The following is a 24278-nucleotide window of genomic DNA, read 5'->3' on the forward strand; positions in this document are numbered from 1 at the left end:
CGCGATGTTCTCCCGATCCGCGGGACAGGCCGCGCATCCCGTACCCCTGGCCCCGTTCCAGGAGGAGGGTGACTCCGAGCTGAGTGGTGTCCTGGAGGCCACGGGCGTCACCCTCAACTACGGCGAGACATCCGCGGTCAGCGACGCCAGTCTGAGGATCTCGTCCGGACAGATCGTGGCCATCACGGGGCCGAGTGGGTCCGGCAAGTCATCACTGCTCTACTGCCTTGCCGGAGTGCTGCGCCCTAGCCAGGGGACGGTCTGCTTCGAGGGGGAGAACCTCTGCTCTCTCAACGACGCCGACCTGAGTCTCCTGCGCCGTGAACAGTTCGGCTTCGTCTTCCAGTACGGCGAGTTGCTTCCCGAGCTGACGATCGAGGAGAACACCGCGCTGCCCCTGCGGCTGGCCGGAGTGAGCAAACGCCCGGCCAGGCACGCCGCCGCGGAGGTGCTCGACCGGCTCGGGCTTGCGAAGCTCAGGTACCGCCGTCCTCCGCAGGTGTCGGGCGGCCAGGCACAACGTGTGGCGGTGGCCCGGGCGCTGGTGCATCAGCCGGCGGTGGTCTTCGCCGACGAGCCGACCGGCTCACTGGACAGTGCCAGTGCGGCTGCCGTGCTTCAGGAGTTCCTCGGCCTGGCCCGCTCGCAGGGCAGCGCGGTGGTCCTGGTGACGCACGATGCGCAGGTCGCCGCCCAGGCCGACCGGCGCTGCACAATGTCCGACGGGCGCCTCACCGTCCAACGGGCGGAGGACACATGAGGGAGTTCGCCCTCGGGCTGCGCATGATGGCCGGATCCGGCCGCGGTCTGCGGATCCGCCTGGCCCTCATGGCGCTCGGGACGTCGTTGGCGGTCTGCTGCCTGGCGATGGTCCTGGCCGTGCCCACGATCCTCCAGGCTCACGACGACCGGGTGGCCGCGCGTGAGCCGCAGAGCCTGGAGCCGGGTACCGCCGGTGCGGAGAACGCTCCCGTCGTGCTGACTCGCCGCGATCCGCACGGCTGGCGGATGTTCACCCGCGTCTTTGTCGCTCCCGCCACCGCCGGTGCTCGGCCCGCGCCCGCACCGCCGGGACTGGACCGGCTGCCCGCGCCGGGCGAGGTCTTCGTGTCCCCGGCGGTACGGCGGCAGCTCCGATCCGAGCCGGCGCTCAAGGAGTTGTTGCCCGGCCGGGAGAAGGGCGTCATCGGCGGCGAAGGACTGGGCGGCCCCGACGAACTCCTCGCCTACGTCGGTATCGAGCGCTCCGCCGTCCCGCGTGGGCCTGCGTACGACGGCGAGGAGGCGCGGCCGGTGGAGGGCTTCGGTCTGCGCTATCCGCCCTCGCCGGTCGTGGAGCCGGCCACGCTCAGAATCCTCCGCCTCACCCTGGCCGGTGTGGTGCTGCTCCCGCTCACTGTGTTCCTCACGGTGTGCGCCCGGCTCTCCGCCAGGGAGCGGATGAGGAGGTTGGCGGCGCTGCGCCTCCTCGGCCTCAGCGCCAGGGGAGTGCAACGGGTCAACGCCGCCGAGAGCGTCACTGCGGCACTCGCGGGCGCGCTACTGGGCCTCGCCGAGTACTGGCTGATCAATCAGGTGCTCGCCCGGACGGGTCTCCCCGACTTCCGGTGGTACGCCGACGACGGTCAACTCTCGGCCGGAACAGTGCTTCTCTCCGTGCTCGGCGCTCCCGCCCTCGCCTGGCTGGCCGCCCGCAACGGGGCACGCAAGGCCGTCGCCGACCCCCTCGGCGCCAGGCGGGGAGCGGCGACGCGACGCCCGGCCCGCTGGAGTCTGCTGCCGCTCTTCGCCGGACTCGGCATCGTCACCGGATACTGCATCGCGGGAATGCCCCACCGGGAGATCGCGTCGACACCACTCAACGATCGGCTGATGCCGATCGGGATCCTGCTCACCGGCGTGGGACTGGTGTGGTCGCTCCCCTACCTCTCCCATGTCCTCTCGAAGAAGGGGGCCCCGGCCACACGATCCGTTGCACTCCATCTCGCGCTGCGCCGCAACGAGGTTGATCCGGGCAGCGCGATCCGGGTGGTCAGCGGACTGGTGCTGCTGATCTACGCGGCGTCCCTGACCCAGGGAGTGCTGATCGAGGAACAGCAGGTGGCGCGGCAGAACCCGATCGAGCAGGAGTACCGGATCGGCATGTCCGACCTCGGGCCGGGCGAACGCAGTCGCCTGGCCGCCCTGCCCGGGGTGCGCAGCCATGGGATGACTCTTCAGTCAGGGACGTTGTCGCCGGCCACCGGCGAGGACACGAACGGGCCGCGGCTCACCGCGCTCGTCGCCACCTGTGCTCAACTGGCCAAAATGGTGCAGCACTTCGAGGGATGCGTGGACGGACGTGTCCTACGGCTCCGGGACCCGGAAAGAACCGCGGTGAATCCCCCACCCGGACCGAAGCAGTCGATCTCCTTCTGGAGATCCGAGGTCGACGGACCGACCAATACCCGCTGGCTCGCGGTGCGGCCCACCGCGGGCACGGTCACCGTGCACAGCCACCAGTTGTCGGCTCCCGCCGAAGCGACCCTGCTGATCCCACCCGGCATGATCCCCGAGGGCACGTTTCCCGGGTCCGCGAAGTATGTACTCACCGGAGGCGCGGCCACCGACGAAGTCCGCCGGGTGCTCGACGGCATCGGCTCGGTGGCCCCCGCTGCGGATGTCCGGCCCGTAGGCGTAGTAGTCGAATCCCTCCAGCAGATTGCTGTGGTGGAGAGTCTGTTGGGGGTGGGGATGGTCATGGGGTTGGTTATCGGGGTGGCGGCGTTTGTGGTTTCGGTGGTGGATCGGGCGGTGGAGCGGCGGGCGCATGTGACGGCCTTGTCGCTGCTGGGGGCGCGGGCGGGGACCTTGCGGGCGGCGCAGTGTGCGCAGGTGGTGGTGCCGTTGGCGGTGGGGCTGGTGCCGGCGCTGGTGGCGGGGAAGTTGGCGGAGTCGAGTTATCTGGTGACCGGTGGTGGGGCGGTGTTCTGGGACTGGGAGGGGATTCCGGTGCTGGCGTCGGCCGCGGTGGGGGTGCTGGTGCTGACGGTGCTGGCCGCGCTGCCGCTGGTGGGCCGGCGGATCGACCCGGAGTTGATCCGACGGGATTGAGGGGGAGTGGCGGGAAGTCGTTCTTCCCTTGCGGCGTTCGCGGGCCGAGGCTGGGGGCGTCCGACGTGGGTTCGGGGAGGAGAGGTTCGGCATGGCGGAGCGGCTGGAGTGGGCGGGGCGTGGCGGGGGCCGACATGCGGTGGTGGTCGGCGGCGGTATGGCGGGGCTGCTGGCGGCGGGTGTGCTGGCCGCGCATACGGAACGGGTGACGGTGGTGGAGCGCGATCCACTTCCGCCGGAGCCGAGACCGCGGCCGGGGGTCCCGCAGGGCCGGCATCTCCATGTCCTGCTGGAGGGCGGACAGTCGGCGCTGGAGGAGCTGCTTCCGGGCGTGGTCGGCGAGTTACGCGGTCAGGGGGCACCCGAGGTAGGGGCGCCCCGGGATGTGATGCAGTGGCAGGACGGCCGGTGGTTTGCGCGGTCGCCGGCCTCGACGGCGCTGTTCACGGGGGAGCGGTTCCGGCTGGAGCATCTGGTGCGGCGCCGGGTGCTGGCGGACGGCCGGGTCCGGGTGGTGGAGGGCGCGGAGGTCGTCGGGCTGACCGGCGGGCCCGACCGGGTGCGCGGGGTCCTGCTGCGGGACCGGGGCAGGCGCGGAAGCGGGCGGGGGAGTGAACACCGGGGCGGTGAGCGGGAGTTGGCGGCGGACCTGGTGGTGGACGCCTCGGGCCGCGGTACCCGGGCGCCGCGGTGGCTGTCGGCGCTGGGTGCGGAGCCCGCGGCGGAGGAGACCATCGACACGGGCCTGGCGTATGCGACGCGGCTCTACCGGGACGGCTCGGGCGGTCGGCTCTCGGACTGCCTCGGGTACTACGTCGTCCCCAGCGCCGAGCAGACCCGTGGTGGCACGATCATGCCGGTCGAGGGGGAGGGGCTGCATCTGGTGACGCTGTCCGGGCTGCGCGGTGACGAGCCGCCCACCGACCCGGAGGGTTTCGAGGCCTTCGCCGGATCGCTGCCGGGGTCGGTGCTGGGCCGATGGCTGGCGGCGGCCGAACCGCAGGCCGCGGTGCGCGGCTTCCGCGGCACCGCCAACGTACGGCGGCGCTATGACCGAAGTGGGCGCCGTCCGGCGGGATTTCTGGCGATCGGGGACGCGATGTGCGCGTTCAATCCGATCTACGGGCAGGGGATGACAGTGGCGGCGCTCAGCGCGGTGGCGCTGCGGGACGCGCTGGCCGATCCGCGGCGGGTGCCGACCACGCTGCGGGTCCAACGGGCCCTGGCGCGGGCCTCGTCGCAGGCGTGGAACATCTCGGCGGGCGCCGACCGGGCCATGCCGGGGGCGGTGGGCGACGCGGCCGGTACGCGGGCGGTGGAGCGGCCGGCTGCGTGGTATCTGCGGCGGGTGCAGGAGCGGTACGCGGAGGATCCGGCGGTCGGGCGGGTGTTCCGGTCGGTGCTGGCGCTGTCCGCTCCGGTCGGCGCCCTCTCTTCGCCCCGGCCATGCTCCGCGCCACCCTGCTGGGACCGGTACTGCCCACTCCGGACGAGCCGCCCTACCATATCGGCGCGGTCCGCGATCCGCTCGGCAGGACCGGCGAGGCCCCCGGCCCGGTCGAGCCGGCAAGCCGCTGAGACCGCGGGGCCGCTGAGGCCGCAGGGCCGCTGAGGCCGCAGGACTGAGGAATACCGCAGGGCACTGGGATCGCCGGGCCGCCGAGGGCGCTGACTCACACCGTCCCCGGCCCGGCGCCAGCCCCAACTGGGCGGCCGGACAAGCCAGTTGGCCGCCGGGAGACCATCCCCGCACGCCCGGAGTCCGGGTGCCCGCGGCGCCGCCGGGTGCGAGCCGCCGTTTGACGGGAGGTGGGTGCGGGGTACTATCCACGGCTCGATTGGCCACGGCTGCGCCCCGTATGGCAGACTACCCGGGTTGCTCGGTTGAGTGCCGATGCTGCGCGCCTCCCGCCGGGAGGACTGGAAGCGAGTCCCACGGTACTCGTCGCTCCACGCATTACATCGAGAGATGTAGGGGCGGACGTACGGGAATCTTCCGGGAAGTGTCAGCGGGGTGCCTCGGCCAGGCGCCCGGTGGAGGTTTCTCCCCGGTCCGCGCATCCGGTTCGGTTCGGATCGCACTCCCTCGGAAGGGAATTCCCCAGCGGATATCCCTGTCAGCGGGAGAGCGACACGCCCGACCGCGTGGGTCGGAGCGAAGCGGCAGGACCGCCCGGGTCCCAGAGCGTTTACGAGAGACAGGACTACGAAGTAGCCATGGCGGGACAGAAGATCCGCATCCGGCTCAAGGCCTACGACCACGAGGTCATCGACTCCTCGGCGAAGAAGATCGTCGAGACGGTGACCCGTACTGGTGCGTCGGTCGCGGGCCCGGTGCCGCTGCCCACTGAGAAGAACGTGTACTGCGTCATCAAGTCGCCGCACAAGTACAAGGACTCGCGCGAGCACTTCGAGATGCGCACGCACAAGCGCCTGATCGACATCCTCGACCCGACGCCCAAGACCGTTGACTCGCTGATGCGCCTGGACCTTCCGGCCGGCGTCGACATCGAGATCAAGCTCTGAGAGGCGCGGAAGAGATGACCAAGCAGATCAAGGGCGTCCTGGGCGAGAAGCTCGGCATGACCCAGGTCTGGGACGAGAACAACCGTGTCGTCCCCGTGACCGTGGTCAAGGCCGGACCCTGCGTCGTTACCCAGGTCCGCACGAACGACAGCGACGGCTACGAGTCGGTCCAGATCGCCTTCGGCGAGATCGACCCGCGCAAGGTGAACAAGCCCCTCAAGGGCCACTTCGCCAAGGCCGACGTGACTCCCCGTCGCCACCTCGTCGAGATCCGTACCGCCGACGCCGGCGAGTACACCCTCGGCCAGGAAGTGACCGCCGAGACCTTCGAGGCCGGCGTCAAGGTCGACGTCACCGGCAAGAGCAAGGGCAAGGGCTTCGCCGGTGTCATGAAGCGCCACAACTTCCACGGTGGCAAGGCGTCGCACGGCGCCCACCGCGTGCACCGCAAGCCCGGTTCCATCGGTGGCTGCGCCACCCCGGGCCGTGTGTTCAAGGGCCTCCGCATGGCTGGCCGTATGGGCAACGAGCGGGTCACCACCCAGAACCTGACCGTCCACGCCGTTGACGCGGAGAAGGGTCTGCTGCTCATCAAGGGCGCGGTTCCCGGTCCGAACGGCGGCCTCGTCCTGGTCCGTACTGCGGCCAAGGGGGCCTGAGGTAAACGATGAGCACCATTGACATCCTTTCGCCTGCTGGCGACAAGGCCGGGTCCGTCGAGCTCCCCGCGGAGATCTTCGACGCCAAGGTCAGCATTCCGCTGATGCACCAGGTCGTCGTCGCGCAGCTGGCCGCTGCCCGTCAGGGCACGCACAAGACCAAGACCCGTGGCGAAGTCCGCGGTGGCGGCAAGAAGCCGTACCGCCAGAAGGGCACCGGCCGCGCGCGCCAGGGTTCCACCCGTGCGCCGCAGTTCGCCGGCGGTGGCGTCGTGCACGGTCCCGTGCCGCGCGACTACTCGCAGCGGACCCCGAAGAAGATGAAGGCCGCCGCCCTGCGCGGTGCCCTCACCGACCGGGCCCGCAACAACCGCATCCACGTCGTCTCCGGCGTGATCACGGGCGAGGCGCCGTCGACCAAGGCCGCGAAGAACCTGTTCGGCAAGATCAGCGAGCGCAAGAACCTGCTCCTGGTCATCGACCGGACCGACGAGGCCGCGTGGCTCTCCGCCCGCAACCTGCCCCAGGTCCACATCCTGGAGCCGGGCCAGCTGAACACGTACGACGTGCTCGTCTCGGACGACGTGGTCTTCACCCAGGCCGCCTTCGAGTCCTTCGTGTCCGGCCCGAGCAAGGCCACTGACACCGAAGGGAGCGAGGCCTGATGGCTACGCGCCACCCGAGCATTGCCCCCAAGGCGGCCAAGGCCGCGAAGGCCGCGCGCGTCGCCAAGGCGCGTCGCCACGCCGCCGAGGGCAAGAACACCGTCGAGACCCCGCTGAGCAAGAGCTACACGGACCCCCGTGACGTTCTCGTGAAGCCGGTCGTCTCCGAGAAGAGCTACGCGCTCCTCGACGAGAACAAGTACACGTTCATCGTCGACCCGCGCGCCAACAAGACCCAGATCAAGGAGGCCGTCCAGGCGGTCTTCTCGGTCAAGGTCACCGGGGTCAACACGATCAACCGCCAGGGCAAGCGCAAGCGGACCCGTACCGGCTTCGGCAAGCGTGCCGACAGCAAGCGCGCGATCGTGACCCTCGCCGAGGGCGACCGTATCGACATCTTCGGCGGTCCGACCTCCTGACGGAGGTTGGGATCGTCCAGAAGTCCGGATCATTCCGAGGACTGAGAGACAATGGGTATCCGCAAGTACAAGCCGACGACCCCGGGCCGTCGTGGCTCCAGCGTCGCCGACTTCGTCGAGGTCACGCGGTCCACGCCGGAGAAGTCGCTGGTCCGCCCGCTGCACAGCAAGGGCGGCCGTAACAACACCGGCCGTGTGACCGTTCGCCACCAGGGTGGCGGACACAAGCGCGCCTACCGAGTGATCGACTTCCGTCGTCACGACAAGGACGGCGTGCCGGCGAAGGTCGCGCACATCGAGTACGACCCCAACCGCACCGCGCGTATCGCGCTGCTGCACTACGCCGACGGCGAGAAGCGCTACATCCTCGCGCCGCGCGGCCTCGGGCAGGGCGACCGGGTCGAGAACGGCCCCGGCGCCGACATCAAGCCCGGCAACAACCTGGCCCTGCGCAACATCCCGGTCGGTACCACGCTGCACGCGATCGAGCTCCGCCCCGGCGGCGGCGCCAAGTTCGCGCGTTCCGCCGGTGCCTCGGTGCAGTTGCTGGCGAAGGAGGGCGCCATGGCGCACCTCCGGATGCCGTCCGGTGAGATCCGCCTGGTGGACGCGCGCTGCCGAGCGACCATCGGCGAGGTCGGCAACGCCGAGCAGTCGAACATCAACTGGGGCAAGGCCGGCCGCAAGCGGTGGCTGGGCGTCCGTCCGACCGTCCGCGGTGTGGTCATGAACCCGGTGGACCACCCGCACGGTGGTGGTGAGGGCCGGACCTCCGGTGGCCGCCACCCCGTGTCCCCGTGGGGCAAGAAGGAAGGACGTACTCGTTCTCCCAAGAAGGCGAGCAACAAGTACATCGTCCGCCGCCGCAAGACGAACAAGAAGCGCTAGGAGCGGGTTCAGATGCCGCGCAGTCTCAAGAAGGGGCCCTTCGTCGACGACCACCTGAGCAAGAAGGTGGACGCCCAGAACGAAGCCGGCACCAAGAACGTCATCAAGACCTGGTCCCGTCGCTCGATGATCGTCCCGGCCATGCTCGGCCACACGATCGCGGTGCACAACGGCAAGACCCACATCCCGGTGTTTGTCACCGAGTCCATGGTCGGCCACAAGCTCGGCGAGTTCTCGCCGACCCGCACCTTCCGGGGTCACGTCAAGGACGACCGGAAGTCCAAGCGCCGCTAAGCGGGGTGGAATGACCGATGACAGACACTGAAGGGACAACCATGGAAGCCAGGGCCCAGGCGCGGTACATCCGCGTCACGCCCATGAAGGCCCGCCGAGTGGTGGACCTTATCCGCGGCATGGACGCCGCGGAGGCTCAGGCGGTCCTGCGTTTCGCCCCGCAGGCCGCGAGCGTGCCGGTCGGCAAGGTGCTGGACAGCGCCATCGCCAACGCCGCGCACAACTACGACCACACCGATGTCGACAGCCTCGTCATCTCCGAGGCCTATGTCGACGAGGGCCCGACCCTGAAGCGGTTCCGTCCGCGCGCCCAGGGCCGTGCCTACCGGATCCGCAAGCGGACCAGCCACATCACCGTGGTCGTCAGCAGCAAGGAAGGAACCCGGTAATGGGCCAGAAGGTAAACCCGCACGGGTTCCGGCTCGGTGTCACCACGGACTTCAAGTCCCGCTGGTACGCCGACAAGCTGTACAAGGACTACGTCAAGGAAGACGTCGCCATCCGTCGGATGATGACGTCCGGCATGGAGCGCGCCGGCATCTCCAAGGTCGAGATCGAGCGCACCCGTGACCGCGTGCGGGTGGACATCCACACCGCGCGTCCGGGCATCGTCATCGGCCGCCGCGGCGCCGAGGCCGACCGCATCCGCGGCGACCTGGAGAAGCTCACCGGCAAGCAGGTCCAGCTGAACATCCTTGAGGTCAAGAACCCCGAGACGGATGCCCAGTTGGTCGCGCAGGCCGTCGCGGAGCAGCTCTCCTCCCGCGTCTCCTTCCGCCGTGCGATGCGCAAGAGCATGCAGTCGGCCATGAAGGCGGGCGCCAAGGGCATCAAGATCCAGTGCGGTGGCCGTCTCGGCGGCGCCGAGATGTCCCGCTCGGAGTTCTACCGCGAGGGCCGCGTGCCCCTGCACACGCTCCGCGCCAACGTGGACTACGGCTTCTTCGAGGCCAAGACGACCTTCGGCCGTATCGGTGTGAAGGTCTGGATCTACAAGGGCGACGTCAAGAACATCGCCGAGGTCCGCGCCGAGAACGCCGCTGCCCGCGCCGGCAACCGTCCGGCCCGTGGCGGCTCCGACCGCCCGGCCCGCGGTGGCCGCGGTGGCGAGCGCGGCGGTCGCGGCCGCAAGCCGCAGCAGCAGTCGGCTCCGGCCGCCGAGGCTCCCAAGGCCGAGGCGCCCGCCGCTGCTCCCGCGGCTGAGAGCACCGGAACGGAGGCCTGACCGAAATGCTGATCCCCCGTAGGGTCAAGCACCGCAAGCAGCACCACCCGAAGCGCAGCGGAATGTCCAAGGGTGGCACGCAGGTTGCGTTCGGCGAGTACGGCATCCAGGCGCTGACCCCGGCGTATGTGACGAACCGTCAGATCGAGGCTGCTCGTATCGCCATGACCCGCCACATCAAGCGTGGCGGCAAGGTCTGGATCAACATCTACCCGGACCGTCCGCTGACCAAGAAGCCCGCCGAGACCCGCATGGGTTCCGGTAAGGGTTCGCCGGAGTGGTGGATCGCGAACGTCAAGCCCGGTCGGGTGATGTTCGAGCTGTCGTACCCCAACGAGAAGATCGCGCGCGAGGCTCTGACCCGTGCGGCACACAAGCTGCCGATGAAGTGCAAGATCGTCAAGCGCGAGGCAGGTGAAGTGTGATGTCGGCCGGAATCAAGGCGTCCGAGCTGCGCGAGCTGGGCAACGAGGAGCTTCTCGCGAAGCTCCGCGAGGCCAAGGAAGAGCTGTTCAACCTCCGCTTCCAGGCGGCGACGGGCCAGCTTGAGAACCACGGCCGGCTGAAGGCCGTCCGCAAGGACATCGCCCGGATCTACACCCTGATGCGTGAGCGCGAGCTGGGCATCGAGACGGTGGAGAGCGCCTGATGAGCGAGAGCAACGTGACTGAGACTGCCAAGACCGAGCGCGGATTCCGCAAGACCGCCCAGGGCCTCGTCGTCAGCGACAAGATGGACAAGACCGTCGTCGTCGCCGTCGAGGACCGTGTCAAGCACGCGCTGTACGGCAAGGTCATCCGCCGTACCAGCAAGCTCAAGGCGCACGACGAGCAGAACGCCGCGGGTGTCGGCGACCGCGTCCTCCTCATGGAGACCCGGCCGCTTTCCGCGACGAAGCGCTGGCGCGTCGTCGAGATCCTCGAAAAGGCCAAGTAACCCCATCCGAGGGGGAGTTCCCTCTCGGACCAGTTCCGCCAGGCTCCGGGGGCTGTGCGAACAGCCCCCGGGGAACCGGCAGACGATCAGGAGATAGACGTGATCCAGCAGGAGTCGCGGCTGCGTGTCGCCGACAACACTGGTGCGAAGGAAATCCTTTGCATCCGTGTTCTCGGCGGCTCCGGTCGCCGCTACGCGGGCATCGGCGACGTCATCGTCGCCACCGTCAAGGACGCGATCCCCGGCGGCAACGTGAAGAAGGGTGACGTCATCAAGGCGGTCATCGTTCGCACCGTCAAGGAGCGCCGCCGTCCGGACGGCTCGTACATCCGCTTCGACGAGAACGCCGCCGTCATTCTGAAGAACGACGGCGACCCTCGCGGCACCCGTATCTTCGGCCCGGTGGGCCGTGAGCTGCGCGAGAAGAAGTTTATGAAGATCATCTCCCTCGCGCCGGAGGTGTTGTGAGCATGAAGATCAAGAAGGGCGACCTGGTCCAGGTCATCACCGGCAAGGACAAGGGCAAGCAGGGCAAGGTCATTGCCGCTTACCCGCGCGAGGAGCGCGTCCTGGTCGAGGGTGTCAACCGGGTCAAGAAGCACACCAAGACCGGCCAGACCGCTCGCGGTTCGCAGACCGGCGGCATCGTGACCACCGAGGCCCCCGTTCACGTGAGCAACGTCCAGCTCGTCGTGGAGAAGGACGGCAACAAGGTCGTCACCCGCGTCGGATACCGCTTCGACGACGAAGGCAACAAGATCCGCGTTGCCAAGCGGACCGGTGAGGACATCTGATGACTGCCACCACTGCGCCGCGTCTGAAGACGCGCTACCGCGAAGAGATCATCGGCAAGCTGCGTGACGAGTTCAAGTACGAGAACGTCATGCAGGTTCCCGGCCTCGTCAAGATCGTGGTCAACATGGGTGTGGGCGACGCCGCCCGCGACTCCAAGCTGATCGAGGGCGCCGTGCGCGACCTCACCACGATCACCGGCCAGAAGCCGGCCGTCACCAAGGCCCGCAAGTCCATCGCGCAGTTCAAGCTGCGTGAGGGCCAGCCGATCGGTGCCCACGTCACGCTCCGTGGCGACCGCATGTGGGAGTTCCTGGACCGCACCCTGTCGCTCGCGCTGCCGCGCATCCGCGACTTCCGCGGCCTGTCCCCCAAGCAGTTCGACGGCCGTGGCAACTACACCTTCGGTCTCACGGAGCAGGTCATGTTCCACGAGATCGACCAGGACAAGATCGACCGCGTCCGGGGTATGGACATCACCGTGGTGACCACGGCGACCAACGACGCCGAGGGCCGCGCGCTCCTCCGTCACCTCGGCTTCCCGTTCAAGGAGGCGTGAGCCGTGGCGAAGAAGGCTCTCATCGCAAAGTCCGCCCGCAAGCCGAAGTTCGGCGTGCGTGCGTACACCCGGTGCCAGCGGTGCGGCCGTCCGCACTCCGTGTACCGCAAGTTCGGCCTGTGCCGCGTCTGCCTTCGTGAGATGGCTCACCGCGGCGAGCTGCCGGGCGTCACCAAGAGCTCCTGGTAGACCCGTAGTTCGGGTTTCACCGGAGTCTCTCGGTAAGCAACAGGACGGTGGATGCCCGACCTTGGAGCCCCGGCGGATGCCGTAGGCTTGCAGGGTTGGGCGCCCGCCGCCCTGGATCGTCCACGGGCCGCGCGCCCGTAACGCTTACTACGCCGTAGGTCCACCGCGCCGCACCCGTCCCGTCTCGGATCGGGGAGAGGGATGGCGCACCAGGAAACCCCGGCGAGAGAGGCCGAAGGCCAATTCATGACCATGACTGATCCGATCGCAGACATGCTCACACGTCTGCGTAACGCGAACTCGGCGTACCACGACTCCGTGGCGATGCCGCACAGCAAGATCAAGTCGCATATCGCGGAGATCCTCCAGCAGGAGGGCTTCATCACCGGTTGGAAGACCGAGGACGCCGAGGTCGGCAAGAACCTCGTTCTGGAGCTGAAGTTCGGCCCCAACCGCGAGCGCTCCATCGCGGGCATCAAGCGGATCTCCAAGCCCGGTCTCCGGGTCTACGCGAAGTCCACCAACCTGCCGAAGGTTCTGGGCGGCCTGGGTGTGGCGATCATCTCCACCTCCCATGGGCTCCTCACCGACAAGCAGGCCGGCAAGAAGGGTGTGGGCGGGGAAGTCCTCGCCTACGTCTGGTAATTGGGAACGGAGGAAAAGCAATGTCGCGCATCGGCAAGCTCCCCATCCCGGTTCCCACCGGCGTGGACGTCACCATCGATGGCCGTACGGTCCAGGTGAAGGGCCCCAAGGGTTCCCTCTCCCACACCGTTGCCGCGCCGATCGAGATCGCTAAGGGCGAGGACGGCGTGCTGGCCGTCACCCGCCCGAACGACGAGCGTCAGAACAAGGCCCTGCACGGCCTGTCCCGCACGCTGGTGGCGAACATGATCACCGGTGTGACCACGGGTTACGTCAAGAAGCTCGAAATCAGCGGTGTCGGTTACCGGGTCCTGGCCAAGGGCTCGAACCTTGAGTTCTCGCTCGGCTACAGCCACCCGATCCTGGTCGAGGCCCCCGAGGGCATCACCTTCAAGGTGGAGTCCCCGACCCGGTTCTCGGTCGAGGGCATCGACAAGCAGAAGGTCGGCGAGGTCGCGGCCAACATCCGCAAGCTCCGCAAGCCCGACCCGTACAAGGCCAAGGGCGTCAAGTACGAGGGCGAAGTCATCCGCCGCAAGGTCGGAAAGGCGGGTAAGTAAGCCATGGCATACGGTGTGAAGATCGCCAAGGGCAAGGCCTACAAGGCCGCTGCCATCAAGCGCCGCCACATCCGGATCCGCAAGAAGGTCTCGGGTACGGCCGAGCGTCCGCGCCTGGTCGTGACGCGCTCGAACCGCCACATCGTGGCCCAGGTGATCGACGACATCAAGGGTCACACCCTGGCGTCGGCGTCCACCCTGGACACGAGCATCCGCGGCGGCGAGGGCGACAAGTCCGCGGCCGCCGGCAAGGTCGGTGCTCTGGTCGCCGAGCGCGCCAAGGCCGCGGGTGTCGAGACCGTCGTGTTCGACCGCGGTGGCAACCAGTACGCGGGGCGCATCGCCGCCCTGGCGGACGCCGCCCGCGAAGCCGGGCTCAAGTTCTGAGCCTGCCGTAGCTAGCGGAAACAGAGAGAGGTAATTCCAATGGCTGGACCCCAGCGCCGCGGCAGCGGTGCCGGTGGCGGCGAGCGGCGGGACCGGAAGGGCCGTGACGGTGGCGCAGCCGCCGCCGAGAAGACCGCTTACGTTGAGCGCGTCGTCGCAATCAACCGCGTCGCCAAGGTTGTGAAGGGTGGTCGTCGCTTCAGCTTCACCGCGCTGGTCGTGGTGGGCGACGGTGACGGCACCGTGGGTGTCGGTTACGGCAAGGCCAAGGAGGTGCCGGCCGCCATCGCCAAGGGTGTTGAGGAGGCCAAGAAGCACTTCTTCAAGGTCCCGCGTATCCAGGGCACCATCCCGCACCCGATCCAGGGCGAGAAGGCCGCGGGCGTCGTCCTGCTCAAGCCGGCTTCCCCCGGTACCGGTGTGATCGCCGGTGGCCCGGTGCGTGCCGTGCTGGAGTGCGCCGGTGTGCACGACATCCTGTCGAAGTCCCTGGGCTCCGACAACGCGATCAACATCGTGCACGCGACCGTCGAGGCCCTCCGGGGTCTGCAGCGTCCCGAGGAGATCGCGGCCCGCCGCGGTCTGCCGCTTGAGGACATCGCCCCCGCGGCTCTGCTGCGGGCGCGTGCCGGGGCTGGTGCGTGATGGCGCAGCTCAAGATCACGCAGACGAAGTCGTACATCGGCAGCAAGCAGAACCACCGTGACACCCTTCGTTCGCTCGGCCTCAAGCGGGTCAACGACGTGGTCGTCAAGGAGGACCGTCCCGAGTTCCGCGGCATGATCCGTCATGTCCGCCACCTCGTGACGGTCGAGGAGGTCGACTGATCATGGCGGAGCAGAAGCCGCTCAAGATCCACAACCTCCGTCCGGCCCCGGGCGCCAAGACCGCCAAGACCCGTGTCGGTCGTGGTGAGGCGTCGAAGGGTAAGACGGCCGGTCGTGGCACCAAGGGCACCAAGGCCCGTTACCAGGTTCCGGAGCGCTTCGAGGGTGGGCAGATGCCCCTCCACATGCGGCTCCCGAAGCTCAAGGGCTTCAAGAACCCGTTCAAGACCGAGTACCAGGTCGTGAACCTCGACAAGCTGGCCGCGCTCTACCCGCAGGGTGGCGAGGTCACGGTGGCCGATCTGGTCGCCAAGGGCGCCGTTCGCAAGAACTGCCTCGTCAAGGTCCTCGGTCAGGGTGAGGTCTCCGTGGCGCTGCAGGTGGCGGTCGACGCCGTCTCCGGCTCCGCCAAGGAGAAGATCACCGCCGCCGGCGGGACCGTCACCGAGCTCGTCTGATCACTCAGGCGTCTCGATGACCTGAACAAACCCGACCGGGGATACCCACAAATGGGGTATCCCCGGTTGGTCGTTCCACGGGGGCAGCGTCGCCGGTAAGGTGGCCTGCGTTTACTTAATCGTCGAACCTCAAGACCGTCACCTCTGACGCATAGCGCGGGGGTCGCAGGAGGCACCGTGCTCACCGGCTTCGCCCGGGCGTTCAGGACGCCCGACCTGCGCAAGAAGCTGCTCTTCACGCTCGGCATCATCGTGGTCTACCGGGTCGGTACGCACATCCCGATTCCCGGTGTCAGCTACAAGAACGTGCAGATCTGTATGGACCAGGCGAACGCCAACCAGGGTCTGTTCGGTCTGGTGAACATGTTCAGTGGTGGCGCGCTGCTCCAGATCACGATTTTTGCGCTGGGAATCATGCCGTACATCACGGCGAGCATCATCCTTCAGTTGCTGACGGTGGTGATCCCGCGTCTGGAGGCCCTGAAGAAGGAGGGGCAGGCCGGCACGGCGAAGATCACGCAGTACACCCGGTACCTGACGGTGGCGCTCGCCGTCCTGCAGGGCACCGGCCTGGTCGCCACCGCCCGCAGCGGCGCACTGTTCAGCGGCTGCCCCGTCGCCGGGCAGATCGTGCCGAACCAGTCGATCTTCACCACCATCACCATGGTCGTCACCATGACCGCCGGTACCGGGATGGTCATGTGGCTCGGCGAGCTGATCACCGACCGCGGTATCGGCAACGGCATGTCGATCCTGATGTTCATCTCGATCGCCGCGACCTTCCCGTCCGCGCTGTGGGCCATCAAGAAGCAGGGCACCCTGGCCGACGGCTGGATCGAGTTCGGCACCGTCATCGCGGTCGGCCTGGTGATGGTCGCCCTGGTGGTCTTCGTCGAGCAGGCGCAGCGCCGCATTCCCGTCCAGTACGCGAAGCGGATGATCGGCCGCCGGTCCTACGGCGGCACCTCGACGTACATTCCGCTGAAGGTCAACCAGGCCGGTGTGATCCCGGTCATCTTCGCTTCCTCGCTGCTCTACATCCCGGCTCTCATCGCCCAGTTCGCGGGTGGCAACTCCGGGTGGAAGTCATGGATCCAGGCCAACCTGACCAAGGGTGACCACCCCATTTACATCACCATGTACTTCCTGCTGATCGTCTTCTTCGCCTTCTTCTACGTGGCCATCTCGTTCAACCCCGAGGAAGTCGCGGACAACATGAAGAAGTATGGTGGCTTCATCCCGGGCATCCGGGCCGGCCGGCCGACCGCCGAGTACCTGAGCTTCGTACTCAACCGGATCACCTGGCCGGGTTCGCTGTACCTGGGCCTGATCGCTCTTGTGCCGACGATGGCGTTGGTGGGTTTCGGAGCAAACCAGAACTTCCCGTTCGGCGGCACCAGCATCCTGATCATCGTGGGTGTCGGTCTTGAGACGGTGAAGCAGATCGAGAGCCAGCTCCAGCAGCGCAATTACGAAGGGTTCCTCCGCTGATGCGAATCGTCCTGGTCGGGCCGCCCGGTGCCGGCAAGGGAACGCAGGCTGCGTTCCTCGCCAAGAACCTCTCCATTCCGCACATCTCCACGGGCGACCTGTTCCGAGCCAACATCTCCCAGGGCACGGAACTGGGCAAGCAGGCCAAGGCGTACATGGACGCCGGCAACCTGGTTCCCGACGAGGTCACGATCGGCATGGCGAAGGACCGGATGGAACAGCAGGACGCCGAGAACGGCTTTCTGCTGGACGGCTTCCCGCGCAACGTCTCGCAGGCCGAGGCGCTGGACGAGATGCTGGCCGCCGAGTCGATGAAGCTGGACGCGGTGCTCGACCTGGAGGTCCCGGAGGACGAGGTGGTCAAGCGCATCGCCGGCCGCCGCATCTGCCGCAACGACTCCAGCCACGTCTTCCACGTCACGTACTCGCAGCCCAAGCAGGCGGGCGTCTGCGATGTCTGCGGCGGCGAGCTGTACCAGCGGGACGACGACAGCGAGGGCACCGTCCGCAAGCGGCTGGAGGTCTACCACACCCAGACCGAGCCGATCATCGACTTCTACCGGGCCCAGGGCCTGGTGGTGACGATCTCGGCGCTCGGCAAGGTGGACGAGGTCACCGGCCGTGCGATGGGCGCCCTGCAGAACAAGCGCTGAGCCGACGCACCGGCCGCCGCGGCCGCGGTGCCCCTCAGTCAGGGGGCGCCGCGGCCGTAGTGTTGTCCGGGCGCCGGCGACCAAGGGTCCGCGCCGACCGCGGGCCGAGCAGACGACAGACGGAGAACCAAGACCCCATGGTGCAGATCAAGACCCCCGAGCAGATCGCCCGGATGCGTGCGGCGGGCCTGGTCGTCGCCGCGGTGCACGAGGCGACCCGTGCGGCCGCCGTGCCGGGCGCCACCACCAAGGACCTGGACGAGGTGGCCCGCAAGGTCCTCGCCGAGCACGGCGCGACCTCGAACTTCCTCGGCTACGGCGGCTTCCCCGCCACCATCTGCACCTCGGTCAACGAGGTCGTCGTCCACGGCATCCCCAGCGCCGACACCGTGCTCAAGGACGGCGACATCATCTCCGTCGACGCCGGTGCGATCGTCGACGGCTGGCACGGTGACGCTGCCTTCACCGCCTTCGTCGGCTCGGGGCACGCACCGGAGCTGGTCGAACTGTCGCGGGTGACCGAGGAGTCCATGTGGGCCGGACTCGCCGCGATGAAGCAGGGCAACCGCCTGGTCGACATCTCCCGCGCCATCGAGACCTACATCCGCCGCCAGCCCAAGCCCGGCGGCGGTCGCTACGGGATCATCGAGGACTACGGCGGCCACGGCATCGGCACCGAGATGCACATGGACCCGCATCTGCTGAACTACGTGGAGCGGCGCCGCGGCCGCGGGCCCAAGCTGGTGCCCGGCTTCTGCCTGGCGATCGAGCCGATGGTGAGCCTCGGCACCCCGAAGACCGAGGTCCTGGACGACGACTGGACCGTGATCACCACCGACGGGACCTGGTCCTCGCACTGGGAGCACAGCATCGCGCTCACCGAGGAGGGCCCGCTGGTGCTCACCGCGCCCGACGGCGGCCGGGCCAGGCTGGCCGAGTACGGCGTGGTGGCGGCGCCGGATCCGCTGGCATAACGATCTCCCCGGCCGGGCATGGAGGGGAACAGCGGGTTCGCCAGGGGCGATTCGTCTTTTCGGGGTGCGCTGACGTAGACTGTCGTGTCGACTCTCATGCATCCGTGTGCCCGCATACTGCCGCAGAAGAGTCGATCAAGGTAGTCGATTCGAAGGGCGAAGCGTGGCCAAGAAGCAGGGTGCCATCGAGATCGAAGGCACTGTCGTCGAGTCTCTGCCGAACGCGATGTTCAAGGTCGAGCTCCAGAACGGCCACCAGGTCCTGGCACACATCAGCGGCAAGATGCGAATGCACTACATCCGCATCCTCCCTGACGACCGGGTCGTGGTGGAGTTGTCTCCGTACGACCTGACACGTGGCCGGATCGTCTACCGGTACAAGTAGATCTTGCTGACGCCCCATTCCGGTGGGGTGCCGGCACTGACCCGGAGAACCTCACACCCATGAAGGTCAAGCCGAGCGTCAAGAAGATCTGCGACAAGTGCAGGGTGATCCGCCGTCACGGCCGGGTCATGGTCATCTGCGACAACCCGCGCCACAAGCAGCGCCAGGGCTGAAGCACGACCACATCCTCTGCTCCCGCAGAACTTCGCGCGACGCAGTACAACATGTTCATACGCAGGGCCCGGGGCGGAGCGATCCGGTCCGACACCCCCGGTCGGAGGCCGGGGACCCATTCCGTACCTGATACGGCGGGTGGGGACCGGCCCTGCGGAAGACCTCCGACAATCAACTGGAGCCATTGAATGGCACGCGTTTCCGGTGTTGACATCCCGCGCGAAAAGCGTGTGGAGGTCGCCCTCACCTATGTGTTCGGCATCGGCCGGACCCTCTCCCAGCAGACGCTGGACGCCACCGGCGTGGACCCGAACACCCGCGTCCGTGACCTGTCCGAAGAGGACCTGGTCAAGATCCGCGAGTACGTCGACGCCAACCTCAAGACCGAGGGTGACCTTCGCCGCGAGGTCCAGGCCGACATCCGCCGCAAGGTCGAGATCGGCTGCTACCAGGGCCTGCGTCACCGCCGTGGCCTGCCCGTCCACGGTCAGCGGACCAGCACCAACGCCCGCACCCGCAAGGGCCCGCGTCGCGCCATCGCCGGTAAGAAGAAGCCGGGCAAGAAGTAGTCCTCAGCGGTCGATCGACAGCCTGAACGCTGCAGGACCGACCACCTCCACGGGAGTTATGTATGCCTCCGAAGAGCCGCCAGGGCGCGACCAAGAAGGTCCGCCGCAAGGAAAAGAAGAACGTCGCTCACGGCCACGCGCACATCAAGAGCACGTTCAACAACACCATCGTCTCGATCACGGACCCGACCGGGAACGTGATCTCCTGGGCCTCCGCCGGCCACGTCGGCTTCAAGGGCTCGCGCAAGTCCACCCCCTTCGCCGCCCAGATGGCCGCCGAGTCGGCCGCCCGCCGCGCGCAGGAGCACGGGATGCGCAAGGTCGACGTCTTCGTCAAGGGTCCCGGCTCCGGCCGTGAGACCGCGATCCGCTCCCTCCAGGCCACCGGCCTTGAGGTCGGCTCGATCCAGGACGTCACCCCCACCCCGCACAACGGCTGCCGTCCGCCCAAGCGCCGCCGCGTCTGACGCAGCGGCCCATCGGCCGGCCTTGGGGTTCCGGGCGGTACGGCTCCGGCCTTCTCCGTACAAGCGGGGGTGAACCGGACCGTGCCGCCCGTACCCTTGCAGTACCGAGTCGGGCGTCAAATAGCGGGCGCCCCTGACTGAAGGAACAGAACATGCTGATTGCTCAGCGTCCCTCGTTGACCGAAGAGGTCGTCGACGAGTTCCGCTCCCGGTTCGTCATCGAGCCGCTGGAGCCGGGCTTCGGCTACACCCTCGGCAACTCGCTGCGTCGTACGCTCCTCTCCTCGATCCCGGGTGCGGCCGTCACGTCCATCCGCATCGACGGTGTCCTGCACGAGTTCACCACCGTGCCGGGCGTCAAGGAGGACGTCACCGACCAGATCCTCAACATCAAGCAGCTCGTCGTCTCCTCGGAGCACGACGAGCCGGTCGTGATGTACCTGCGCAAGCAGGGCCCGGGTCTGGTCACCGCGGCCGACATCGCGCCGCCGGCCGGTGTCGAGGTGCACAACCCCGACCTGGTCCTCGCCACGCTCAACGGCAAGGGCAAGCTGGAGATGGAGCTGACCGTCGAGCGCGGTCGCGGCTATGTCTCCGCGGTGCAGAACAAGCAGGTGGGCCAGGAGATCGGCCGTATCCCGGTCGACTCCATCTACAGCCCCGTGCTCAAGGTCACCTACAAGGTCGAGGCGACCCGTGTCGAGCAGCGCACCGACTTCGACAAGCTGATCGTCGACGTCGAGACCAAGCAGGCGATGCGTCCCCGTGACGCCATGGCCTCCGCCGGCAAGACCCTGGTCGAGCTGTTCGGTCTCGCCCGCGAGCTGAACATCGACGCCGAGGGCATCGACATGGGCCCGTCGCCGACGGACGCCGCTCTGGCCGCCGATCTGGCCCTGCCGATCGAGGAGTTGGAGCTCACGGTCCGCTCCTACAACTGCCTCAAGCGCGAGGGCATCCACTCCGTGGGTGAGCTGGTCGCCCGCTCCGAGGCCGACCTGCTGGACATCCGCAACTTCGGTGCGAAGTCCATCGACGAGGTCAAGGCGAAGCTGGCCGGTATGGGCCTGGCGCTCAAGGACAGCCCGCCCGGATTCGACCCGACCGCCGCGGCGGACGCCTTCGGCGCGGACGACGAGGGCGACACGGGTTTCGTGGAGACCGAGCAGTACTGAGCACATCCACACCTTCCCGCGCCCCTTCGTGGGGCGCGGGTCTCCGACGGGTGATCGCCCGCTCGGACACTGACACCGGTACCTGGTACGGCCGGTGCAGATCACTAGGAGAGAACGATGCCGAAGCCCGCCAAGGGTGCCCGTCTGGGCGGTAGTGCCGCGCACGAGCGGCTGATGCTGGCGAACCTCGCCAGGTCGCTGTTCGAGCACGGCCGCATCACCACCACCGAGGCGAAGGCCCGCCGCCTGCGCCCGTACGCCGAGCGTCTGGTCACCAAGGCGAAGAAGGGCGACCTTCACAACCGCCGGCAGGTGCTCCAGGTCATCACCGACAAGAGCATCGTGCACACGCTCTTCACGGAGATCGGCCCGCGCTACGAGAACCGCCCGGGTGGCTACACCCGTATCACCAAGATCGGTAACCGCCGGGGCGACAACGCGCCCATGGCCGTGATCGAGCTGGTGGAGGCGCTGACCGTGGCCCAGGCCGCCACCGGTGAGGCCGAGGCGGCCACCAAGCGTGCCGCCAAGGACGCCGAGGCCAAGGCTGTGGAGACCGAGGCCCCGGCCGCGGTCGAGGCCGAGGAGTCCAAGGACGCCTGAGCCTCAGCCCGGCTGTGAGCGGGTCCGTCCCTGCGGGGGCGGGCCCGCTGTCGCTTTTCCCGTTGTCTTTCCCGTTGCTTTCCCGTTGTAGTGGCTTATGTGTTTCCGTGGTGAGGATCGGTACGTGACTGAAGAGGTGGCGCCCGGGCGGGTGCGGGTGCGGTTGGACCTGTCGTACGACGGTGCGGGTTTCTCCGGGTGGGCGAAGCAGGCCCGGGGGCAGCGGACCGTGCAGGGCGAGATCGAGGACGCGCTGCGCACCGTGACCCGGTCCCCGGAGGTCTTCGAGCTGACGGTGGCGGGGCGTACCGACGCGGGGGTGCACGCGCGAGGGCAGGTCGCGCATGTGGATCTGCCGGTGGAGCTGTGGGCGGAGCACCGGGAGAAGCTGCTGAAGCGGCTCGCGGGGCGGCTGCCGAAGGACGTCCGGGTGTGGTCGCTGGCCGAGGCGCCGGCCGGTTTCAACGCCCGCTTCTCCGCGGTCTGGCGCCGCTACGCCTACCGGGTCACCGACCATCCCGGCGGGGTGGATCCACTGCTGCGGGGCCATGTGCTGTGGCACGACTGGCCGTTGGACGTGGACGCCATGAACGAGGCGGCGCGCGGACTGCTCGGTGAGCACGACTTCGCCGCGTACTGCAAGAAGCGGGAGGGGGCGACCACCATCCGTACCTTGCAGGAGTTGTCGCTGGTGCGGGGGGAGGACGGGATCGTCACGGCGACGGTGCGGGCCGACGCCTTCTGCCACAACATGGTGCGTTCGCTGATCGGTGCGCTGCTCTTCGTCGGCGACGGGCACCGGGCGCCCGACTGGCCGGGGAAGGTACTGGTGGCGGGGGTGCGGGACTCGGCGGTGCATGTGGTGCGGCCGCACGGCCTGACCTTGGAGGAGGTCGGTTACCCGGCCGACGGACTGCTGGCCGCGCGCAGCCTGGAGGCCCGCAACCGCCGTACCCTGCCCGGCGGTTGCTGCTGAGTGCTCGCCTCGCGGCGGGCGCTCGTCAGGGTGCGGTCATGGCGGCGGAGGCCTGGACCTCGCCGCGGTGGATGATCCGGCGGAAGGTGTACTCGGCGAGGTCGTCGCCGGTGGTGAAGACCTCGCGGTCCTTCTTGGTGACGTTCTTGCCGGAGGTGTATCCGGTGACGGTGAAGTAGGCGTAGCGGCCGTAGGAGTTGGTGGTGCTGCGGCAGACCACGGTGTTGCAGAAGCCGGAGACGCCCTTGCCGGGCAGGGAGCGGATGTTGCCCTTGTCGGCCTGGTCCTTGGCCCTGGTGGCCTGCTTCTCAGTGTCGAAGACGGCGACGCCGACGGTGACGGCCACCTTGCCGCGGTGGTAGGTGGCGCGGAGCACACGGGTGCAGTCGTTCTTGTCGAGGACAGCGCCGAGCGGGCCGTGGGTGACCGAGGCGCATGTGCCGGTGCTGTCGGTGGCGCCCTTGGCGTAGTCGTGGTCGCCCAGGGAGAGGCGGGCCTCGGGGAAGAGGGTGCCGGGGCTGAGCGGCGCCTTGTCCTTGTCGGCGCTGGACACGAAGTCCTTGGGGTCGGGCGGTGGGGGCGGGGTGGTCTCCGCGAAGGTCGGTTCGGCGGCGGTGGCGCTGGGCGGTATGTCGGCGGTGGCGGGCAGTCCGCCGGGGCCGCCGGCCTTCTTGTCGTCGCCGCTCGCCGAGACCACGGCGAAGGCGACGGCCGCGCCGATGGCCACGGTGGCGACGGCGGCGCCGCCCGCCATCAGCAGCTTGCGGCGCTTGCCGCGGGCCGCGGCGGCGTCCGCGAGGGCGGCCCAATCGGGCGTCGGCTGCCCGGAGTCGGCCGCGGCCCACGGCTCGGGCCGCTGCCCGGCACCCCACTGCGGGGGCTGCGATTCCGGCCCCGATCCGCCGGACCCCCATGAGGGTCCCCCCTGCCCAAAGCTCATGGTTCGTATCTTATGGGAGGGGTCCGCGGGGGTGGCCGGGGAGGGCGGGAGCGGTTTTGACCCGCCGTGGCGGCCCGGGTATTCTGCCTGTTTGTTATGTGTATTGGCTTGCTCATTCTCACGTGAGGGGCCCTTACACCGGTCCACCGGGCCGATGACCAGCGGCAGGCACTCGGTTTGCGTCACCGATGTGCGGCCACGGCTGTCGTGATCGTCCGTGGTGGCCTTGTCAGGACCCACTCACCGAAGAATCGAAGGCTACGAACCGTGCGTACGTACAGCCCCAAGCCCGGCGATGTGACGCGCCAGTGGCACGTCATCGACGCCCAGGACGTGGTCCTGGGCCGCCTGGCCACCACGGCCGCGTCCCTCCTGCGGGGCAAGCACAAGCCGATCTACGCGCCCCACGTCGACACCGGTGACTTCGTCATCATCATCAACGCCGACAAGGTGCACCTCTCCGGCAACAAGCGGACCCAGAAGATGGCGTACCGCCACTCCGGGTACCCGGGCGGTCTGCGCTCGGTCCGCTACGACGAGCTGCTGGACAAGAACCCGGAGAAGGCCGTCGAGAAGGCGGTCAAGGGAATGCTCCCCAAGAACACCCTCGGCCGTCAGATGCTCTCCAAGCTGAAGGTCTACTCGGGCGATCAGCACCCGCACGGCGCCCAGCAGCCGGTGCCGTTCGAGATCACCCAGGTCGCGCAGTAAGTCCGGCCACCCCCTAAGACTGAAGAGAATTCTGAGGA

General features: G+C 68.3%; 35 protein-coding genes and 1 pseudogene. 35 read left to right on the forward strand and 1 reads right to left on the reverse strand.

The features are described 5' to 3' along the window. The first annotated feature begins 4 nt into the window (after positions 1-4). From ACFVST_RS04395 to truA, 34 genes and pseudogenes are all read left to right on the forward strand, one after another. Positions 5-760, forward strand: a complete 756-nt coding sequence (locus ACFVST_RS04395; RefSeq protein WP_390146764.1) for an ABC transporter ATP-binding protein — start codon at positions 5-7, stop codon at positions 758-760. After that, positions 757-3093: an FtsX-like permease family protein gene (locus ACFVST_RS04400; protein ID WP_390146766.1), complete on the forward strand. Its 2337-nt coding sequence runs from the start codon at positions 757-759 to the stop codon at positions 3091-3093. Before ACFVST_RS04395 ends, ACFVST_RS04400 begins: the two co-directional genes overlap by 4 nt. A gap of 91 nt (positions 3094-3184) precedes the next feature. Continuing rightward, a pseudogene (locus ACFVST_RS04405) lies at positions 3185-4671 on the forward strand (FAD-dependent oxidoreductase). Between the two features lie 639 nt (positions 4672-5310). Then, on the forward strand, positions 5311-5619 hold the full coding sequence (rpsJ, locus tag ACFVST_RS04410) for a 30S ribosomal protein S10 (RefSeq protein ID WP_003948644.1): 309 nt from the start codon (positions 5311-5313) through the stop codon (positions 5617-5619). Between the two features lie 14 nt (positions 5620-5633). Beyond that, the gene (gene rplC / locus ACFVST_RS04415) at positions 5634-6278 is read left to right on the forward strand and encodes a 50S ribosomal protein L3 (RefSeq protein WP_390146768.1); all 645 of its coding nucleotides are present in this window, start codon (positions 5634-5636) and stop codon (positions 6276-6278) included. Between the two features lie 8 nt (positions 6279-6286). After that, positions 6287-6943, forward strand: a complete 657-nt coding sequence (gene rplD / locus ACFVST_RS04420) for a 50S ribosomal protein L4 (protein WP_390146770.1) — start codon at positions 6287-6289, stop codon at positions 6941-6943. Continuing rightward, positions 6943-7362, forward strand: a complete 420-nt coding sequence (gene rplW / locus ACFVST_RS04425) for a 50S ribosomal protein L23 (protein WP_390146772.1) — start codon at positions 6943-6945, stop codon at positions 7360-7362. The genes rplD and rplW overlap by 1 nt, the downstream gene beginning before the upstream one ends. 51 nt (positions 7363-7413) lie before the next feature. Beyond that, complete coding sequence (gene rplB, locus ACFVST_RS04430) at positions 7414-8250, forward strand: 50S ribosomal protein L2 (protein ID WP_390146774.1); 837 nt, start codon at positions 7414-7416, stop codon at positions 8248-8250. A 12-nt stretch (positions 8251-8262) separates the two neighbouring features. Further along, the gene (rpsS, locus tag ACFVST_RS04435) at positions 8263-8544 is read left to right on the forward strand and encodes a 30S ribosomal protein S19 (RefSeq protein WP_276110735.1); all 282 of its coding nucleotides are present in this window, start codon (positions 8263-8265) and stop codon (positions 8542-8544) included. 41 nt (positions 8545-8585) lie between these two features. Continuing rightward, on the forward strand, positions 8586-8933 hold the full coding sequence (gene rplV / locus ACFVST_RS04440) for a 50S ribosomal protein L22 (RefSeq protein ID WP_390146776.1): 348 nt from the start codon (positions 8586-8588) through the stop codon (positions 8931-8933). Further along, positions 8933-9769, forward strand: a complete 837-nt coding sequence (gene rpsC, locus ACFVST_RS04445) for a 30S ribosomal protein S3 (protein WP_390146778.1) — start codon at positions 8933-8935, stop codon at positions 9767-9769. Before rplV ends, rpsC begins: the two co-directional genes overlap by 1 nt. Before the next feature lie 5 nt (positions 9770-9774). Next, on the forward strand, positions 9775-10194 hold the full coding sequence (rplP, locus tag ACFVST_RS04450; protein WP_390146780.1) for a 50S ribosomal protein L16: 420 nt from the start codon (positions 9775-9777) through the stop codon (positions 10192-10194). Beyond that, the gene (gene rpmC / locus ACFVST_RS04455) at positions 10194-10418 is read left to right on the forward strand and encodes a 50S ribosomal protein L29 (protein WP_390146782.1); all 225 of its coding nucleotides are present in this window, start codon (positions 10194-10196) and stop codon (positions 10416-10418) included. Before rplP ends, rpmC begins: the two co-directional genes overlap by 1 nt. Beyond that, positions 10418-10705, forward strand: coding sequence for a 30S ribosomal protein S17 (rpsQ, locus tag ACFVST_RS04460; protein ID WP_390146784.1), 288 nt, complete (start codon positions 10418-10420; stop codon positions 10703-10705). Before rpmC ends, rpsQ begins: the two co-directional genes overlap by 1 nt. Before the next feature lie 99 nt (positions 10706-10804). Next, positions 10805-11173: a 50S ribosomal protein L14 gene (gene rplN / locus ACFVST_RS04465; protein WP_003992364.1), complete on the forward strand. Its 369-nt coding sequence runs from the start codon at positions 10805-10807 to the stop codon at positions 11171-11173. A gap of 2 nt (positions 11174-11175) precedes the next feature. Beyond that, positions 11176-11499 carry a 50S ribosomal protein L24 gene (rplX, locus tag ACFVST_RS04470; protein WP_390146786.1) on the forward strand — a complete coding sequence of 108 codons (324 nt, stop codon included), beginning with the start codon at positions 11176-11178 and terminating at the stop codon, positions 11497-11499. After that, positions 11499-12056: a 50S ribosomal protein L5 gene (gene rplE, locus ACFVST_RS04475; RefSeq protein WP_390146788.1), complete on the forward strand. Its 558-nt coding sequence runs from the start codon at positions 11499-11501 to the stop codon at positions 12054-12056. Before rplX ends, rplE begins: the two co-directional genes overlap by 1 nt. Before the next feature lie 3 nt (positions 12057-12059). Continuing rightward, complete coding sequence (locus ACFVST_RS04480) at positions 12060-12245, forward strand: type Z 30S ribosomal protein S14 (RefSeq protein WP_390146790.1); 186 nt, start codon at positions 12060-12062, stop codon at positions 12243-12245. A 246-nt stretch (positions 12246-12491) separates the two neighbouring features. Next, positions 12492-12890: a 30S ribosomal protein S8 gene (rpsH, locus tag ACFVST_RS04485; protein ID WP_030831671.1), complete on the forward strand. Its 399-nt coding sequence runs from the start codon at positions 12492-12494 to the stop codon at positions 12888-12890. Positions 12891-12910: 20 nt separating this feature from the next. Continuing rightward, entirely contained in the window at positions 12911-13450 is a 540-nt protein-coding gene (gene rplF / locus ACFVST_RS04490; protein ID WP_390146792.1) for a 50S ribosomal protein L6, read from the forward strand. Between the two features lie 3 nt (positions 13451-13453). Then, complete coding sequence (rplR, locus tag ACFVST_RS04495; protein ID WP_390146794.1) at positions 13454-13837, forward strand: 50S ribosomal protein L18; 384 nt, start codon at positions 13454-13456, stop codon at positions 13835-13837. 39 nt (positions 13838-13876) lie between these two features. Further along, complete coding sequence (gene rpsE, locus ACFVST_RS04500; RefSeq protein ID WP_390146796.1) at positions 13877-14482, forward strand: 30S ribosomal protein S5; 606 nt, start codon at positions 13877-13879, stop codon at positions 14480-14482. Beyond that, positions 14482-14664, forward strand: coding sequence for a 50S ribosomal protein L30 (gene rpmD, locus ACFVST_RS04505; RefSeq protein WP_390146798.1), 183 nt, complete (start codon positions 14482-14484; stop codon positions 14662-14664). Before rpsE ends, rpmD begins: the two co-directional genes overlap by 1 nt. A 2-nt stretch (positions 14665-14666) precedes the next feature. Beyond that, positions 14667-15122, forward strand: a complete 456-nt coding sequence (rplO, locus tag ACFVST_RS04510) for a 50S ribosomal protein L15 (protein ID WP_390146800.1) — start codon at positions 14667-14669, stop codon at positions 15120-15122. Between the two features lie 177 nt (positions 15123-15299). After that, entirely contained in the window at positions 15300-16613 is a 1314-nt protein-coding gene (secY, locus tag ACFVST_RS04515) for a preprotein translocase subunit SecY (RefSeq protein ID WP_390146802.1), read from the forward strand. Next, the gene (locus ACFVST_RS04520; RefSeq protein ID WP_390146804.1) at positions 16613-17266 is read left to right on the forward strand and encodes an adenylate kinase; all 654 of its coding nucleotides are present in this window, start codon (positions 16613-16615) and stop codon (positions 17264-17266) included. Before secY ends, ACFVST_RS04520 begins: the two co-directional genes overlap by 1 nt. A 137-nt stretch (positions 17267-17403) precedes the next feature. Then, on the forward strand, positions 17404-18240 hold the full coding sequence (gene map / locus ACFVST_RS04525) for a type I methionyl aminopeptidase (RefSeq protein ID WP_390146806.1): 837 nt from the start codon (positions 17404-17406) through the stop codon (positions 18238-18240). 163 nt (positions 18241-18403) lie between these two features. Further along, complete coding sequence (infA, locus tag ACFVST_RS04530) at positions 18404-18625, forward strand: translation initiation factor IF-1 (protein WP_003948620.1); 222 nt, start codon at positions 18404-18406, stop codon at positions 18623-18625. 59 nt (positions 18626-18684) lie between these two features. Further along, positions 18685-18798 carry a 50S ribosomal protein L36 gene (gene rpmJ, locus ACFVST_RS04535; RefSeq protein WP_003974245.1) on the forward strand — a complete coding sequence of 38 codons (114 nt, stop codon included), beginning with the start codon at positions 18685-18687 and terminating at the stop codon, positions 18796-18798. A gap of 189 nt (positions 18799-18987) precedes the next feature. After that, positions 18988-19368 (forward strand): 30S ribosomal protein S13, encoded by a 381-nt coding sequence (gene rpsM, locus ACFVST_RS04540; protein WP_390146808.1) that lies wholly within the window; start codon positions 18988-18990, stop codon positions 19366-19368. A gap of 62 nt (positions 19369-19430) precedes the next feature. After that, positions 19431-19835 (forward strand): 30S ribosomal protein S11, encoded by a 405-nt coding sequence (gene rpsK, locus ACFVST_RS04545; RefSeq protein ID WP_390146810.1) that lies wholly within the window; start codon positions 19431-19433, stop codon positions 19833-19835. Positions 19836-19987: 152 nt separating this feature from the next. Next, entirely contained in the window at positions 19988-21010 is a 1023-nt protein-coding gene (locus ACFVST_RS04550; protein WP_390146812.1) for a DNA-directed RNA polymerase subunit alpha, read from the forward strand. A 117-nt stretch (positions 21011-21127) separates the two neighbouring features. After that, entirely contained in the window at positions 21128-21613 is a 486-nt protein-coding gene (gene rplQ, locus ACFVST_RS04555; RefSeq protein WP_390146814.1) for a 50S ribosomal protein L17, read from the forward strand. Between the two features lie 124 nt (positions 21614-21737). Then, positions 21738-22589, forward strand: coding sequence for a tRNA pseudouridine(38-40) synthase TruA (gene truA / locus ACFVST_RS04560; RefSeq protein WP_390146816.1), 852 nt, complete (start codon positions 21738-21740; stop codon positions 22587-22589). A 25-nt stretch (positions 22590-22614) separates the two neighbouring features. On the opposite strand, the gene ACFVST_RS04565 is transcribed toward truA, so the two are convergent. Beyond that, positions 22615-23529, reverse strand: a complete 915-nt coding sequence (locus ACFVST_RS04565; protein ID WP_390146818.1) for a hypothetical protein — start codon at positions 23527-23529, stop codon at positions 22615-22617. A 267-nt stretch (positions 23530-23796) separates the two neighbouring features. On the opposite strand from ACFVST_RS04565, the gene rplM reads away from it, so the two are divergent. Further along, positions 23797-24240, forward strand: coding sequence for a 50S ribosomal protein L13 (gene rplM, locus ACFVST_RS04570; RefSeq protein ID WP_390146819.1), 444 nt, complete (start codon positions 23797-23799; stop codon positions 24238-24240). Positions 24241-24278: the final 38 nt, after the last annotated feature.

It is taken from the genome of Streptomyces sp. NPDC058045, assembly GCF_042885635.1.
Lineage (GTDB): Bacteria > Actinomycetota > Actinomycetes > Streptomycetales > Streptomycetaceae > Streptomyces.